The organism is Amycolatopsis sp. GM8 (genome assembly GCF_021653975.1).
GTDB lineage: Bacteria > Actinomycetota > Actinomycetes > Mycobacteriales > Pseudonocardiaceae > Amycolatopsis_E.
The window spans coordinates 1-16,488 of the sequence record NZ_JAJKFK010000012.1 but is presented as its reverse complement, the minus strand read 5'-3'; the positions used below and the strand labels follow the sequence as shown (position 1 = coordinate 16,488).

Below are 16,488 nucleotides of genomic sequence, written 5' to 3'. Positions count from 1 at the left end.
ACTTGCGCGATGTGAACATCAATGGCGATCCTCACCGCAAGGAGCACCCGATGACCGAGACCCGCGCCGACCGCGGCACGCCGGCGACCGGCACCCATCCCAAGGCCAAGGCCGCGATCAGGGCGGGCGTGCTGGCCTATTTCGTCGACCAGTTCGACATCTACCTGCCGATCATCGCGCTCGCCCCGGCCAGCGCCTACTTCCAGTCCGCCGGAGTGAACGCGGGCACCGCGGCCCTGCTCAACGCGTTCATCTTCACCTCGACGCTGATCGCCCGGCCGATCGGTGCGGCCGTCTTCGGCCACTTCGCCGACACGCGCGGCCGCCGCCGCAGCACGCTCGTCGCGGTCGCCGGGTTCGGGGTCACCACCGCGCTCATCGCGGCACTGCCGGGGTACGAGGCGATCGGCATCGCCTCGGCCGGCCTGCTCATCGCCCTGCGGTTCGTGGCCGGCATCTTCCTCGGCGGCGAGTACACGACCGCGGTGCCGCTGGCGATGGAATGGAGTCCGCGCCGCCGCCGCGGCCTGATCTCCGGCACCATCACCGCCACCTCGCCCGCCGCGTACGGCGTGGTCGCCGCGCTGACGCTGATCCTGCTCAGCGTCATGCCGTCGGCCGGGGTGCACTCGGCGTACGCGCAGTGGGGCTGGCGGATCCCGTTCATCATCGGCGCACTGCTCGCCGTCGTGCTGTTCTGGCACTACCGCCGCGAGGTCGAGGAGCCCGCGACCGAGCGCACGAAGACGGGTTCGCCGTTGGCGGTGCTGTTCAAGGGCGAGCACCGGCGCAGCATGATCCAGGTGTTCGTGCTGATGACCGGCACCTGGCTCGCCACGAACATCGGGGTCGCGCTGCTGCCGGCGCTGCTCAAATCGCATGTCGGGCTCTCCAGCAAGCAGATCTCGGTGACGATGGTGATCGCGGAGGTCGTCACCGCCGCGACGTACCTGGCGTTCGGGCTGCTGTCCCAGCGCATCGGCCGTCGCCCGTTCTACATCGGCTACGGGCTCGCCATGGTCGTCATCGGCGCGCCCTGCTACGCGCTCATCTTGAACCTCCACAGTGGACTCGGCATGGTGATCGTGCTGACCACCCTGGTGGTGGTGTTCACGGTCGGCACGTTCGCCCCGATCGCGGCGTACCTGACCGAGCGGTTCCCGGCGAGCATCCGGGCCAGCGGGTACGGCGTCGGCTACAGCCTCGCGCTGATCATCCCCGCGTTCTACGCCTTCTACCTCGACGGCCTCGGCACGTTCATGTCCGCGACCCTCGCGCCGGTCGTGCTGATCGTGCTCGCGGGGCTGCTGATCAGCATCGGCGGGTTCGCCGGGCCCGAGACGAAGGATGTGGACATGGGCCATACGGTGTAAAGGAGCAGGTGGCGATGAGGGGGTTCGGCGTGATCGACGGTGCGGTGTCCTCCGGCGACATCCAGGCGGTGAGCCGGGTCGGGCAGATCCTCGGGCTGTTCTCCGTGGAGCACCCGACCACGACCGTCGCGGAGGCGGCGGAGCAGCTGGGGCTGAACCGCAGCACCACGCACCGGTACTTCACCTCGCTCGTCGCCGCCGACCTGCTCGAGCGCACCGACGAACCGTCGCGGTTCCAGCCCGGCGGACTGCTGCTGCAACTGGGCGCGGCGGCGCTCGCCCGGCGGCGGGTGCTCGACGTCGCGCCGCCGTTCCTGCGGCGGCTCTGCCAGTCGACGCACCTGACCGCGGTCATCAGCCTGTGGGGCTCGTCCGGGCCGGTGGTGTCCCGGACGGAGGAGGACAGCACGCGGTCGGTGCTGGTGACCGTGCGCGTCGGCACCCAGCTGGGGCTGCATTCGGCCCAGGCCAAGGTTTTCCTGGCGTTCCTGCCCGACCAGCTGCGGGTCGACCGGCTCCTGGCGACGCTGCCGACGGACGAGCGGGACGAGCTGACCGTCCAGCTCGACGAGGTCCGGCGCACCGGCGTCGGCACCGACCATCAGGCCGACTCGGGCATCACCGCGGTCGGCACCGGCGTGTTCGACGAGCACGGCATCTGCGCGACGATCGCGCTGCTCGGCACCCTCCGGACCCTGCCCACCGACGGCGCCTTCCGCGAGGACCTCATCTCGACGGCCGCGCAGATCTCCGAACGCATGGGCGGGGTGAGCCCGGTCGAGCCGCCGGAAAGCACGGTCGCCTAGAGGCGGGTCGCCGTCCGGATGAGGGCGGCGACGGCGCGGGAGCGGCTGTGCGGCGGCCACGCGATCACCGTCGTTACGGTGGGCGCGTCCAGCACCGGCACGGCGGCGAGGTCTTCGCCCAGATGCGCGCGGACCGATTCCGGCATGATCACCGAAGCGCGGCCGAGCGCGACCAGCTGGAGCAGCTGGGTGTGGTCCCGGACCTGCGGACCGGGACCGTCCGGGTAGCTGCCGTCGCGGCGGGGCCAGCGCGGCTTCGGCAGGCCGGGCAGCTCGGCGACGTCGGTCAGCCGCACGTGTGTCTCGCTGGTGAGGGGATGTCCGGCCGGCAGGACGACGACCTGCCCTTCGGCGTGCAACTCCTCGGCGTCGAACCCGGCCGTCGAGTCGAACGGCTGGTGCAGCAACGCCACGTCGGCCCGTCCGTCGCGGAGCCACCCTTCCTGCTCGCCAGGGCCGCACAGGACCACATCGACGGCGACCGAGTCGGGTTCGGCGGCGTAGGCGTCGAGCATTTTCGCCAGCAGTTCGCTGGACGCACCGGCCTTCGTGGCGAGGACCAGCCCTGGCCGGTCGGTCGCCGCACGGCGGGTCCGGCGGTCAGCGGCGTCCACCGCGTCGAGTGCCGCCCGGCCCTCTCGCAGCAGCACCGAACCGGCCTCGGTCAACGTGACCGCGCGGCTGTTGCGTTCCAGCAGCGTCGCCCCGAGTCGTCGTTCGAGCTGGCTGATCGCGCGCGACAACGGGGGTTGCGCGATGCCGAGCCGCTGCGCCGCCCGGCCGAAATGCAGCTCCTCGGCCACGGCGACGAATTTTCTAATGCTCTCTGAATCAAGCGCTGGCCTGGACAAATCAACCACGTCCCCTCCTAAGTCCATCGACAACCGCGTCGGAACGAGACGATCGCCCATGTAGGTGGCGCTCGTCCGGCCGTCCCATCCTGCCCCCACACCGGACCCCCGTGGGTACGGTGCCCGCGACCTACGGCGTAGACCTGCCGCGCCGTGCGGTTGATCAAGCGGGCCGCAAGTACGGCATCGTGTTGTTGCTGGCGACCCAATCACCCACAAAGGCAGCATCCCCCGTGAGGTCACCCGCAACGTGTCCTGCGGTGTCGCGTTCTCCGTGGCCGATCAGGTCGCCAACGACGGCCTGTTGGGGTCCGGCAAGTACGCGGCCGGTATCCCGCGCGACCGAGCTACGCATCAACACCGACAGGGGAACGTGCGTCGCGGTCGGCATCACCGATGAGACGTTCGAGTTGGTGCGCACGTTCTACGTGCCGGTCGAGGACGGGGCCGATGACGTGACTCCGGTCGTCGCCCGCGCCGTCGCGTTGATCGAGGAAGCAGACCGAGCGGTCGAGTCCAGTGCACGACCGCCGATCGAGGCGGCCAGCCCCGCCGAGGTGGACGAGTTGGCCGATCTCGCCGACGTGATCGGCGGAGACGAGCGGGTGCGGACACAGCACGTGTTGGCGCGACTGGTGGAGCACGACCCGGATCACTACGGCGGGTGGAGCTTCGCCGCGCTGGCCGCGATGCTCGCCGAACACGGCATCACCGCGCGCAAGTCCCACGGCGTCATGACCGTGCACGCGGCCGACGTGACGGCCGCACTCGCCCGCCGCGACCCCGGCGAGACGCCCGGGGACGCGGGCGGGGAGCAGCCGGGGACGCGGGGAGTTCTCCCCGCCACGTCCCCCGACCAAAGTCCCTCCAATGACCAGGGGAAACACGGTGAGGGGAGGCGGGGAGGTGCCAACCCGGACACCCGCTGAACCGCCGGAAACTCGGGTATTCGTGACCGCGCTCGGGGCCATCCCCGGCTCCCTATCGACCGGCCGAGGGGAGGTGATCATCCCTTGACCAACCACAGCACAAGCGATCTACAACCGACCACCTCGCGACACCCACGAAAGGACAGCGCCCATGACCGCAACGATCACCACAGGACAGAGCACGACCGAGCCACCGGCAACGGCGACGGCTCCCCGGACAAGAATCCGAACGGAACACAGGGCGGCAGTCCGGACGGCAGCGGGAAGCGGTCGGACCCGGACCGGCCCCCGCGCGACCGGCAGAGCACCCCCGCACGAAAGCCGCACCGGGCCGTGGGCCGCGCGACACCGAGCACGCCGGACCATCCGGCCAATGCAACATCCGACCGCGCGACGGGCACAGCAGACGGGACAGGCGCGGCGTTCGCTCGACAGCGTCCAATGCCCACGCCGGAACAATGGGCACAAGAACAGTTGGAACACGCGCCGCAGCGGTCCCGAGCGTGGGCCGGGAAAGTCGCGTCCATCTACGGTCTGGACGTTCCCGAGGAGAGCTGATGGCGCGTTGACAAGCTCACGTGTTGAGGAGGTCGAAAGGCAGGCGCCGGTCGGGCTCCACGTTGCGCCTGGTCATCAGAGGGTGGCGGTGGGTGGGAAGGTGTTGACGGCGTTGGCGAGGGTTTGGGCGAGTTGTTGGTAGTAGGCGTTGTTGGGTTGGTTGCCGGTGAGGTAGGTGGGGTTGATTTGGTTGGGGTTGGTGGTGTTGGCGACGGCGGTGTCGAGGTCGACGAGTTCGTCGGCACCGTATTGGGTGTAGTTGGCGCGCAGGTCGTTGTTGAGGGCGACGCGGAGGGTTTCGCGGGGGTCGGTTGTGGACAGTCCGAGCGGGGGGATGGTGGTGATGATGACGTGCAGGGGTGTGCCGTCGGGTCGGTAGGCGTTGTGTAGGGCGTAGCCGCCTGGTGACGAGGACTTGAGGGTGTTGGCGAGGTTGTTTTCGATGGTGCTCGGCGGGGTGTTGGTGAGGACGTCGTTGGTGCCGATGGTGGTGATGACGGTGCGGAGGTTAGGTTCGGCGAGCAGGGTTTGATTCAGGGTGGTGTCGGGGCTGGTGCCGACGAGGGCACCGCCGGTGTCGCTGATGTTGCCGAGCTCGAGGGCGTTGGGGGCGCCGGGCATGGGGCCGGGTTGTTGGGCAGGTGCGGCGGTGTAGAGGGCGGGGATGTCGAGGGCGGTGAGGGTGTTGTGGTAGACGCGGACGTCGGACACGGAGCCGGTGAGGTAGTCGCTGGGGTTGCCGTTGGTCTTGTCGCGGCCGATGGTGAGGTTGCCGGTGACGTCGGGCGAGGTGGTGGTGGCGGCGGTGTTCTGGGCGTTGCCGTTGACGTAGAGGGTCATGTTTTGGTTGCTGGCGTCGAATACCCCGGTGAGCAGGGTCCAGGTGCCGGTTTGGGGTGCGGTGGTGGACAGGGCTCGGGTGAGGGTGGGGTTGGTGGTGTCGGCGCTGGCGCGGGTGAAGGCCCACCGGTTGTCGGCCTTGTCGTATTCGAGGCGGAAACTGCTGGTGTTGGTACCGTCCTGCGCGACCACTGTTTGGGAATTGTTGGTGTTGGTGAGGTTGACCCACGCGGAGATGGTGAAGCTGCGGGCGGTACTGACGGCGGCGCCATTGGAGGTGATGGCGCCGGTGCCATCGAACACGGCGCTGCCAGCGAGGTCCCCGGCCCAGGCGGTGCTCCAGGTGACCCCGCCGGAGAGGGTGCCGGGGTGGGTGCCCGCAGTGTCGGCGGCCGTGGTGCCGGTGCCGTCGGCGAGTCTCCACCAGTCCTCGGCGGGTTGACCGGCGCGGCTGACGTTAACGACGCTGCCGGGCAGACTGCCCGCGAGAGCCGCCGGTAGGTCATCGACCCAGGTTTGCTGGTCGCTGCGACCCGGGCCGGCGGCACCAGCGGTGGAGGTTTGGTCGCCGAGGATCGCGATGGTGCCGGCGGTCGGGTCGGTGGTGGTGGCATCGAGCGCGGTGAGGTAGTAGTCCCCGGGAAGCGTGGTGGTGTAGGGGGTTCCGCTGCTGTCGGTGGTGCTGTTGCCGGACGCGAGGTAGGTCGGTGTCACGAGGCCGGTGTGGACGGGGGCGCGGGTGACGGCGTTGGGCAGGTGGATGCTGACGACGAGGTTCCCGCTGCCCCCGCTGGTGGCGGGGAAGGCAATCGGGTCGCTGAGGATTTCACCGCCAGCGGGCAGGGTGACGCTGCTGCTGCCGCCGAAGGTGAGCGCGGTGGGGGCGGCGAGGGTGGTGGGCCCGGCACCAGTGGTGCCGGCTTGCGCTGCGATGGTCGCGGCGTCGACGGCGACGGTGGTGGTCACGGTCTGCGGGGGCGAGGCCAGACCGGCTCCAGCGTTGGACAACCGGATCCGCACCTTGTTCCCGGTGGTGGTGGGGTGGACGATCATGCGGATGGTTTGGTTGGCGAACCCCGCGCCGCCGGGGGGCACTGCGGCGGTGTCGGCGGGGGCGGCCCAGGCGCCGAGCCATCCGGCCGCCCCGGTGGGAACCGGGCCGCTGCTGGCGGGGCGGGGTGCCATCGCGAGCACGTGCAGGGCGGCGGTGACCGGAGTGCCGGTGTTGCAGGTGTTGGTGAGCTGGCCGGTGCCGGTATAGGGCAGAGTCACCTTGGCCACAGTCTTGGTCGGATCTGCCGGCAGGAACACGGTGTAGAATTTCCCGGCCCGACCGGACATCCTCGCCGCGGTCGAGTTGTCGATATAGGACAGCACGGCGGTCGCCGAGGTGTTGTCGCCGTACACCCAGTCCGGCACGGACGGGACTGTGGCGAGGCTGTTTGTGCCGTCGGTGTAGGTGATCCGCGCTCCGGCGGCGGGGCTGGCGCCGCAGGTGCTGGCCGCGAGCAGACCGATCGCGTTGGCCTTCACCTGTTGACCGGCCAGTAGTGGGATGGTTTGGCCGTCGGCGAGGATGTTGTCGTTGCCATTGTTTGCGGCGGGCATGGTGAAGGTGGCGCCGGAGATGGTGACGGTGGAGCCGGGGGCGTAGCCGGCATCGGCCATGGCAGGTCCGGAGAAGCTGTTCCCGCCCCACAGGTCGAGGTTCGCGGGTGCACCGCCCACGGCGATGCCGTGGTTGTTCATCGCCGCACCGAAGTTGGCGGCGGTCATGTTGTTGATCGCTGCCACGGTGAGGTAGTCGATCCCAGCCTGGAACCCACTAGAACTCGCGTTCTTACCGGTGACCGTGACAGTGATGACGTGTGTGCCGGCGGTGAGGTGGATACTGCCGAAGGGCCGGTAGGTCCAGGAACTGGTGGCGCTGTAGGTGTCGATGGGGGCAGTGTCGGTGCCGGCGAGCACGGTGGTGTTGTCCACAGTGAACTCGAGCTGCCCATAGTTGGAGCGGGTGGTGAGGTTCGCGCCGAGCGCGTAGTCGGCCTCCACCGGTACGGTGACAGTGAGGTTTTCGGCCTGGTTCGCCGCCGTGGCCGGGTAGAGCAGCTGGGCGCCGCCCCGCCATCCGGAGCCATTGTCGTTGGCCTCCGGGACCGGGGTGTGGTTTTGTCCAGAGGTGTCGGTGGCCTGAACCAGTTGGGGGGATTCGAGGTCGATCTGGTTGCCGGGTTTGAGGAATATGCCGTCGATCCCGGCCATGTACCGATTGCCGGTGGAGGCACTGTTCGTGCCGACCACGGTGATGGTCAGAGTGTGGTTACCGGGTGTGAGGTAGGCGCCGCCCAGTGTTTGAAATTTCGTGGTGACGGTGGCGCTGTAGGCGTCAATGGGTGACGTGGTCGGCAGGCCCAGAGATTTGCCGTCGAGGGTGAAACTGAGTCGCCCGTAGTCGGGCGCCTTCGTGAGGGCGGCGTCGAACTCATAGTTCGCGGCGACGGGGGCATTGACCGTCATCGAGAAGGACTGCCCTTGGGCATTGCCCTGGAACCACAGCTGCGCCCCGCCGCCCCAGCTCACACCGCAGCAGTTGCTTTGTGCTCCGAGAGGGACGTTCTGCCCGGCGGGTTGGCTGGTGGGCAGGGTCTCGGCCTCGACCCAGCCACCGGACGCACCCGTCGGAGGCGCGACGTAGAAGGTATAGGGCTGAGACTCGGGAGACAGGTTGTGGGCGTAGTCGAAACTGCGCACATAAATGGTGTGATAGCCAATGCCCAACCCGTTGGGCATTGTGAGGTTGGCCCAGCCGGTGGAGTCGGCGGCGACGTACCCACCAGTGGTGCCGAACGTTTGATTATAGTTGCATTGCGACGTCGACGGCGCCGACTCGGTGCCCGCGCCGGTCAGGGTCCAGGTGAACCCGGCGACATTCGACGCACCATTGGCGGAGAAGAACACCGTTTGCGCGTTGTCACTCGGCTGGCCCCAGTAGTTGGCCGGATAGTCCTGACTATTGATGTACGGCGCTTGTGTCGGTGGGGCGAGACGGGTGAAGCCATACCACGGACTGTAGGAGCCGGCCCACATTTCCTGCGGCGTGCCCTGCTGCGTGGACACGTTGACCCGGAACTCGTAGTCGCTGTTACCGCTCAGGGGCGCGGTGTCGGTCCATGCACCGGTCGTACCGGAGGCGATCGTGACCGGTCCCGCGCTGGTGACGATGCCGGTGGTGCCAGCACCGTTGTACAGGTCGTACCACAGCTGTGGGTTCAGCGGCGGATTGTTGTTATCCGTCGCCGTCGCATACAACGTCGGTTGCGCGTCCGACGTATAGACGTGCCCGGTGCAGGTGACCGCATTGGACACCGCCAGCCCACCGGCGGGGTTGGGCGGATAGCTGTAGTTGATCACCAGCGTGGGGTTGTCGGCGAACTCCTTCCATTGGTACTGGTTGCCCTCGTCCGGGGCGCGCAGGTCCATCGTCAGGTTCGGCCAGCCCTGATCCGCGGCCAGCTGGGCGGCGGAAGTGACGTCGAAGACCACGTTGTTCGCGCCGCCGCAGTTCGTCCCAGCCGCGGACCACTGTTCGTTGATGAACCCGGCCTCCGGCCCGGGCCAACGGGTGTTGCCATCGATCGCGCCAGCCAGATGCACATCGACCGGTTGGGCGGTACAGCCATCGGCACTCCACGCCTCGTTCGCGTAGAGCTGGGCGTTGAACACACGGGCGCCACGGCCGTTAGGGTGCCCGGAGATGTCCTCGGTACCCATCTGGAAATAGGACCGCGCCACCGTCAACCCGTTACACCCGTTCCAGCTACCACAGTCGCCGACCTGGGCCCACTGGGTCTGGTTGATGTAGTACCAGCCGTTCGCGGTCACCTCCGCCCAGAACTCCTCACCCCGGCTCATCGACGGGTCAATGTAGACCGGATACGTCACCCCCGACCCGACCAGCGCCGACGACGGCGGATTGATCGAAACATCCACAGTGGACGTCGTTGCGGTGCCCGATGTCTTCGCGGTCGCGGTATTCGTGGTGGTGGCCGGCAGCGTCGTGACGTGACCGGTGCCGGGGTTGGTCGCGGTCGGCTGGGTGCCGGCGTGGGGGTCGTAGGCCGAGTCCCACATCACCGGGGTCGCCCCACCGAACACCACCGCCCCCGTTGGGTCGGTGGCCACCAACGCGCCGTTCGCATCAGTGGACAAGGTGAGGTTCGTGGCTGTCGCGCTCACATGCACGTGCGCCAGATTGGAGTTCGCGGCCGCGGTGGCGTCGTGCACCACCAGCACCTCCGAATAGGAGTCGGCCTCGGCGGTGAGCTGGAGATCCACTCCCGGCATCACGCCGGGATAGGTCGCGGTCGACCCGGACACCTGCGGTGTGGGCAGCGTTGTGGGCCACGACAGGGCGAGTGAGGCCGTGTCGTTGGTCAGCGTGACCAGTGGGCTCGTGCCACCACTGGAGAAGGTGACGTTCTCGGTCGTGGCGGCCGGGGCGAGTGTGCCGTCCAGGTTGGCATGCAACGTGGTGTCGATCGGCACCCACGCCCCGTTCTTCTGCGCCCGCACCGGAACCCGGTTCGAGGTCAACGTGAAGCTGCCGTCCGGATTGGCCATCACCTGACGGGTCGCGGCGGTCTCCGCCGTCACCTCCACCGGCTTCCCCGTCTGCTTCGCGATATCCGACGCCGTCGGAGCCGACACCGGCGGCGGAGGCGCAGGAGCGGGAGCGGCGGGCGGCTGACCCACATTCGGCGGCGACACCGGCGTCTGATCGGCCGGCAGCGCACGGTGATCCGGCACCACAGGCGCAGGCGGCGGCGCGGCGGGGTTGAACGGATCGACAGCTTGCGCGGTCCCGGTCGCGAGCCCGATGGACGTGATCGCGACCACGATGGCGGTGAGAATCCTCGCGGCGAGTCTATTTTTGCGCGCAGGCTCGCACACCGATTGACGTTTTCTCATCGGATCCCCAGTCATCGAAGAACGCGCCCAGAAAATGCAGGCTTCGACACATTAACCAGCGAGAATCGCTGCGTCCTACGGCCGAATGAGTGAACTACGCACCGTGGAACAACTACACAAACAAGCACTCGATTTCAGTTCTAATATCCCATTTGTGGTGTTATCAGTGTGAGCCGTCACTGTTTCGGACACGAATAAATAACGACGGGGGATGTTTTCTTGGATCTTCGCTAATGATGTTCGGCGGCACGTCGTGTCGCATTGCTTGCCAGCAGAGTCCATTCGGATTAATTGCGTCCGTTCGGTCTAACAAGGGGGCCTGGCCCGATGGGTTTTCTAACAAGTCGGAATAGCGGTTACTTTCCGACTCGACGGCGGTGGGTGCGGTTGCCGGTCGTGCTCATGACTCTCCTCGCGCTGCTGGTGTCCACATTGACCACGCCGGCGATCGCGAACGCGGCGCAGAACAAGCAACCACCGATCCCCGCGACGGCGCAGATCCCGCACAAGGATGTGCCGCTGCCAGCGCAACCACCGGCAGGTAAGCCGCCTGCGGCGGTGCCCACTGCTGCGTTGCCAGCCGCGGGCAACGCCGATGTCGCGCCGTGGAAGGACACTGCCCCTGGGCGGGTAGGCACGATGCCGATCACAGTCGCCGCGGCCAGGCCCGGTGCGGCGACACCCCCGATGAAGGTGCACCTGGCCGACCCGGCCGCGGCACGCGGCGCCGGGGTGGCGGGCGTGTTGTTCTCGGTTGAGCTGGCCCAGCCCGGTGGGGGGACGACGGCGCCGGCCACGCTCGGTGTGGACTACTCCCAGTTCCGGGACCTCACCGCGGGGTTCGGGGACCGGGCACGCCTGGTGCAACTTCCGGCGTGCGTTCTCACCACGCCGACGGTGCCCGCGTGCCGGGTGCAGACCCCGGTCAAATCCTCGCTGAACGACCGGAAGGCCAACGTGGTCTCCGCCCAGGTCGACTTCAACCCCACGAACAGCACCGCCAGCACGGCAGCCCGGCCGAACACGACCAGTTCGACGAGCTCGCCGATGGTGGTGATGGCGACCGCCACAGACGCGGGTGGCTCCAATGGCACATTCACCGCGTCATCGCTGTCCCCTTCGGGAACCTGGTCGGTGACGGGGGATTCCGGCCAGTTCTCCTGGTCGTACCCGATCGCGGTGCCGCCGGCCGCGTCCGGGACGGTCGCGCCGACGGTCGCCCTGTCCTATGACTCGTCCTCTGTGGACGGCCGGACGTCGAGCACGAACAACCAGGTGTCGTGGGTTGGGGAGGGCTGGGACTACGCGCCCGGTGACGTCGAGCGCACTTACCGCCCGTGCGCCGACGACATCACATTGCCTGCTGCCCAGCAGACGGGGGATCTGTGCTGGGCGGGGCAGATCGTCACGATGAACCTTGGCGGTTCGAGCGTGCAATTGGTGCGGGACGACGCCACCGGCGCCTGGCATCCGGCGGCCGACAACGGGTCCCGGGTCGAGCTGCTCACCGGCGGGGCCAACGGCGCGTTGAATGGGGAGTACTGGAAGGTCACCACCACCGACGGCACTCAGTACTTCTTCGGGCGCAATATCGGCCCCGGCTACACCAATCAGGCCACGACGAACTCCACCTGGACCACACCCGTCTACGGCGCGCACCCCGGAGACCCGTGCTACAACGCCTCCGGGTTCGCGGCGTCGTCCTGTAACCAGGCGTGGCGATGGAACCTGGACTACGTCGAGGACCCGCACGGCAACGTCACCACCTACTACTACACACCCGAAACGAACTTCTACGGCGCCGACAACGGCACCACCGGGGTCGCCTACACCCGCGGCGGCTACCTCAACCACATCGACTACGGCCTGCGCGACGAGAACGGCACCATCTACGCCCACCCCGCCCCCGACCAGGTGCAGTTCGCCGTGGCCGAACGCTGCTTCCCGTCTGGGCAGATCACCTGTGATCCGTCCCAGTTCACCGCCGCCAACGCCGCGTCCTGGCCCGACACGCCGCAGGATCAGCAATGTCTTTCCGGCGCGGTGTGTAACAACCACGGTCCGTCGTTTTGGACGACCAAGCGGCTGACGAACATCACCACCCAGTACTACAACGGCACCGGCTACACGAAGGTGGATGCCTACAGCCTGGCGCAACAGTTCTCCAGCTCCGGGGACCCGGCACTGTGGCTGAACTCCATCACCCGCACCGGTTATAACGCCGATGGCACGTCGATCGCGTTGCCGCCGGTGTCGTTCACCGGGCAGATGATGGACAACCGCGTCGCCGGCTACAACAACCAGCCCCCGATGGCCCGATGGCGCGTCACCAACGTCACCGCCGAGACCGGTCAGCGCATCAACGTCACCTACAGCCCACCGGAATGCACCTCGACGAACGTGCCAGCGGATCCGTCGCAGAACACGAAGCGCTGTTTCCCCGTCTATTGGACGTTCCCGTACCAGACCAGCCCGACGCTGGACTACTTCCACAAATACGTCGTCAATTCCGTGCAGGTCCAGGACCCGAACGCGGTGTCCCCGTCGAAGCTGACCACCTACACCTATGTCGGTGCCCCGGCGTGGCATTTCGACGACAATGAGGTGGTCAAGCCCGCCAACCGCACGTACGGCCAGTTCCGCGGCTACGGCGAGGTCGACGTCGCCACCGGCGACCCCGGCAACACCACCAACGGCCACGCCGACACCACCACGCTCACCAAAACCACGTACTTCCGCGGCATGGACGCCGACACTCTCCCCGGCGGCGGTGTCCGCAGCGCGACCGTGACCGACTCGCTCGGCGAAACCGTGCCCGATAGCGACGTCTACGCCGACACCGCCCGCGAATCCCAGGTCTTCAACGGGTCCGGTGGCCTCAGGGTGTCCAGCACCATCACCGATCTGTCCACGCTGGCGACCACCGCAACCCGCAACCGTAGCGGGCTGCCGGCGCTGACCGCGGTGGTGTTCGAGCCGACGAAGAGCCGCGAGATCCAGGACCTCGCCGCCGGCGGCACCCGCACGGCCACGACCACATCGGTGTACGACACGCTGGGCCGGATCGTCGAACGGACCGAGTCCGGCGACGGCGTGCCCGATGTCTGTACGAGCACCTCCTACGCCGACAACACGACCTCGTGGATCCGGACCCGCGTCTCGGAAACCGTTACCTCGCAACAGGTGTGCCCCGCGCCCGGCACGACGCCGACGCCGATCCTGGCAGACGCCCGCATGTTCTACGACGGATCCAGCACACTCGGCGCGATCCCCGGCGCCGGTGACACCACCCGCACCGACACCGCCACTGTGAACAACGGCGGAACACTCACCTTCGCCACCACCAGCAGCGGCACCTTCGACGCGTCCGGGCGCGCCCTGACCACAGTGGACGGCCTCAACCGAACCACGACCATCGCCTACACCCCCGCCGACGGCGGCAGCCTGACCCAGACCGTCACCACCAACGCGCTCAACCAGACCTCCACGGTCAATGTCGACCCGGCGCGTGGCGCCACCACCACCACGATCGACGTCGCCGGCCACCGCACCGATGCCAGCTACGACGCACTCGGCCGGCTCACCACCCTATGGCTGCCCGGTCACAACAAAGCCACCAACGATCCCGCTTCCGCCACCTACGCCTACCAACTGTCCGCCACCGCACCATCCGCGGTCACCGCCAAGACCCTGGTGCCCAAGACCGGCACCACGAACACCTACGTCACCTCGATCAAGATCTATGACGCGTTCGGCCAGCTGAAACAAACCCAGAGCGACGCCGAAGGCGGCGGGCGGACCGTGTCGGACACTTTCTACGACTCCCACGGCTGGGCCGCCAACGCCCACGACCGCTACTACACCGACGGTGCCCCCTCCACGACGCTGATCTCCGTCGCGGACTCCGCGGTCAACAGTCGCACCGTCAACACTCACGACGGCGCCGGGCGCCTGATCGACGCCGCCTCCTACAACGGCCTCACCTTCACCTGGGACACCAAAACCGTGTACGGCGGCGACCGCACCACCACCGTCCCACCCGCCGGTGGAGTCACCAACACCGCACTCACGGACGTGCGGGGACACACCACTGAGAGCCGTGCCTACACGACACCGCCCACGATCAACGGCAGCGTCGTGACCGGCGGCACCTACCAGGCCACCACCCAGACCTACACTCCACAAGGGCAAGTCGCCACGAGCACCGACCCGAACGGCAACGTCTGGGCCTCCAGCTACGACATGCTGGGCAACAAAATCCATGCCGTTGACCCGGGCACCGGCACCACCAACTACACCTACGACATCGCGAATCAGCTCAGCACTTCCACCGACGCACGGGGCCAGACCCTGGCCTACACCTACGACAACCTCGGCCGCAAAACCAACGAATACACCGGGTCGGTGACCGGCACGAAACTCGCGTCATGGGTGTATGACACCGTCCAAAAGGGAAAGCTGTCCTACTCGACCCGATACACCCCGCAAGGCAACTACCTTGTCGGCTACGGCGGATACGACGGCGAAGGCAACCCCACCAGCCTCACCGTGCAACTGCCCACCTCGGAAACCGGGCTGAACGGCAACCACACCACCCAGTTCGAGTGGAACGACGCCGGCGTTCTCGGTAACGTGCTCCCCGCCCCCGGCGGTGGGCTACCGGGCGAATGGATCGGTACCACCTATGACGCGCTCGGCAAACCGTCAAGCCTGAGCGGCTACAACGGATACGTCTCCTCGGTCACCTACACCCCCTACGGCGAACCCGCCCAGGTCAACATGGGCGACATCGGCATGGCGTCCTGGCTGACCTACACCTACGACCCACAAACACGTAACACCACGAACGTCAACTACTCCGCCCAAACCGGCACCCCGCAACTGGACAACACCGGCTACACCTACGACCCGTTCGGCAACCCCACCCGCACCGTCGACGTCCAAGGACCCAACGGCGGACCCACCCAAACCCAATGCTTCGGCTACGACACGCTGGACCGGCTCTCCCAGGCCTGGACCGCCACCGACAACTGCGCCGGCGCGCCCTCGGCCGGCGTGATCGGTGGCGTCGCACCGTACTGGACCTCATGGACCTTCGACCCGACCGGTCTGCGGCAAACACAAACCCAGCACGCCGTACCCGGCGGGCCGACCGGGGACACCACCACCAGCTACACCTACCCGGGCACCGGTAGCCCGCAACGCAGCGCCCTGACCTCCACGGCCACAACCGGCCCCAGCGGCAACTCCTCCACCAGCTACAGCTATGACGCGGTCGGCAACACGGTGTCCCGCAACGTCCCTGGCGGGAACCAGACCCTCGCCTGGGACGCCGAAAACCACCTCGCCTCAGACACCACCCCAGCCGGAACAACCTCCTACGTCTATGACGCTGACGGTAACCAGTTGGTGCGGCACGATCCCGGCTCCACCACCCTCTACCTCACCGGCGAGGAGCTGACCTACACGACCGCGACCGCGGCTGTGACCGGTGTCCGCTACTACACCCTCGGCGGTCAAACCGTCGCCTTGCGGGCGGGTGGCGCGAACCCGACGTATCTGGCCGCCGACCAGCATGGCAGCGGAATGGTCGCATACCGCCCCGACACCGGCGCCGTGACCCGCCGCAACCTCGACCCCTACGGCAACCAACTCGGCACCATCACCACCACCCTCAACGGCACCACCAACCCCGGAACCTGGCCCGACAACCACGGATTCCTCAACAAACCACTCGACGCGAACACCGGCCTCTCCGACGTCGGCGCCCGCACCTACGACACCACCACCGGCCGCTTCATGTCGGTCGACCCACTACTCACGCTGTCCGATCCACAAACCAGTAACGGCTACGCCTACAGCGCAGACAACCCGCTACTCAAGAGCGACCCGACCGGCCTGTCATGGATAAGCGATATCTGGGACGCGATCACGTCGCCGCCCAGCGTCCCACAATGGGCGATCGACGTCGGGACATGGGTGAGTGGATTTTTCCCGAGTCCCTCGGATGGCGGTGTTGGGGACCAGTTGCTGACCATCGGCCCGTCCTACGGTGATGGTGGTGGTTACGACAACGCCAACGCCCCCGGTGGCGGGGGTGGCGGCTGCAACTGCGCCGGGACCGGTTACAGCCACGGTGGCGGCCACGGACATACGACGGCCG

The 16,488-nt window shown here is 67.6% G+C and carries 6 protein-coding genes; 4 read left to right on the top strand and 2 right to left on the bottom strand.

Annotated features, from left to right (window positions below):
• The first annotated feature begins 50 nt into the window (after positions 1-50).
• Together LOZ83_RS36765 and LOZ83_RS36760 are read left to right on the top strand one after the other, a co-directional pair.
• Positions 51-1,373 carry an MFS transporter gene (locus LOZ83_RS36765; protein WP_236796495.1) on the top strand — a complete coding sequence of 441 codons (1,323 nt, stop codon included), beginning with the start codon at positions 51-53 and terminating at the stop codon, positions 1,371-1,373.
• Positions 1,374-1,387: 14 nt separating this feature from the next.
• Positions 1,388-2,179, top strand: coding sequence for an IclR family transcriptional regulator (locus LOZ83_RS36760; protein WP_236796494.1), 792 nt, complete (start codon positions 1,388-1,390; stop codon positions 2,177-2,179).
• Here the strand turns inward: LOZ83_RS36760 and LOZ83_RS36755 are convergent.
• Positions 2,176-3,057, bottom strand: a complete 882-nt coding sequence (locus tag LOZ83_RS36755; protein WP_304512179.1) for a LysR family transcriptional regulator — start codon at positions 3,055-3,057, stop codon at positions 2,176-2,178. The genes LOZ83_RS36760 and LOZ83_RS36755 overlap by 4 nt on opposite strands.
• A gap of 386 nt (positions 3,058-3,443) precedes the next feature.
• Here LOZ83_RS36755 and LOZ83_RS36750 point away from each other — a divergent pair, with 386 nt between their 5' ends.
• A complete protein-coding gene (locus LOZ83_RS36750) occupies positions 3,444-3,959 on the top strand; it encodes a hypothetical protein (RefSeq protein ID WP_236796493.1) in 516 nt (171 codons plus the stop codon).
• A gap of 633 nt (positions 3,960-4,592) precedes the next feature.
• Here LOZ83_RS36750 and LOZ83_RS40635 read toward each other — a convergent pair.
• Positions 4,593-10,253, bottom strand: coding sequence for a LamG-like jellyroll fold domain-containing protein (locus tag LOZ83_RS40635; RefSeq protein ID WP_236796492.1), 5,661 nt, complete (start codon positions 10,251-10,253; stop codon positions 4,593-4,595).
• A gap of 474 nt (positions 10,254-10,727) precedes the next feature.
• Between LOZ83_RS40635 and LOZ83_RS36740 the strand changes: the two genes are divergently transcribed.
• On the top strand, positions 10,728-16,488 hold a 5,761-nt coding region (locus LOZ83_RS36740), incomplete at its 3' end, for an RHS repeat-associated core domain-containing protein (protein WP_236796666.1).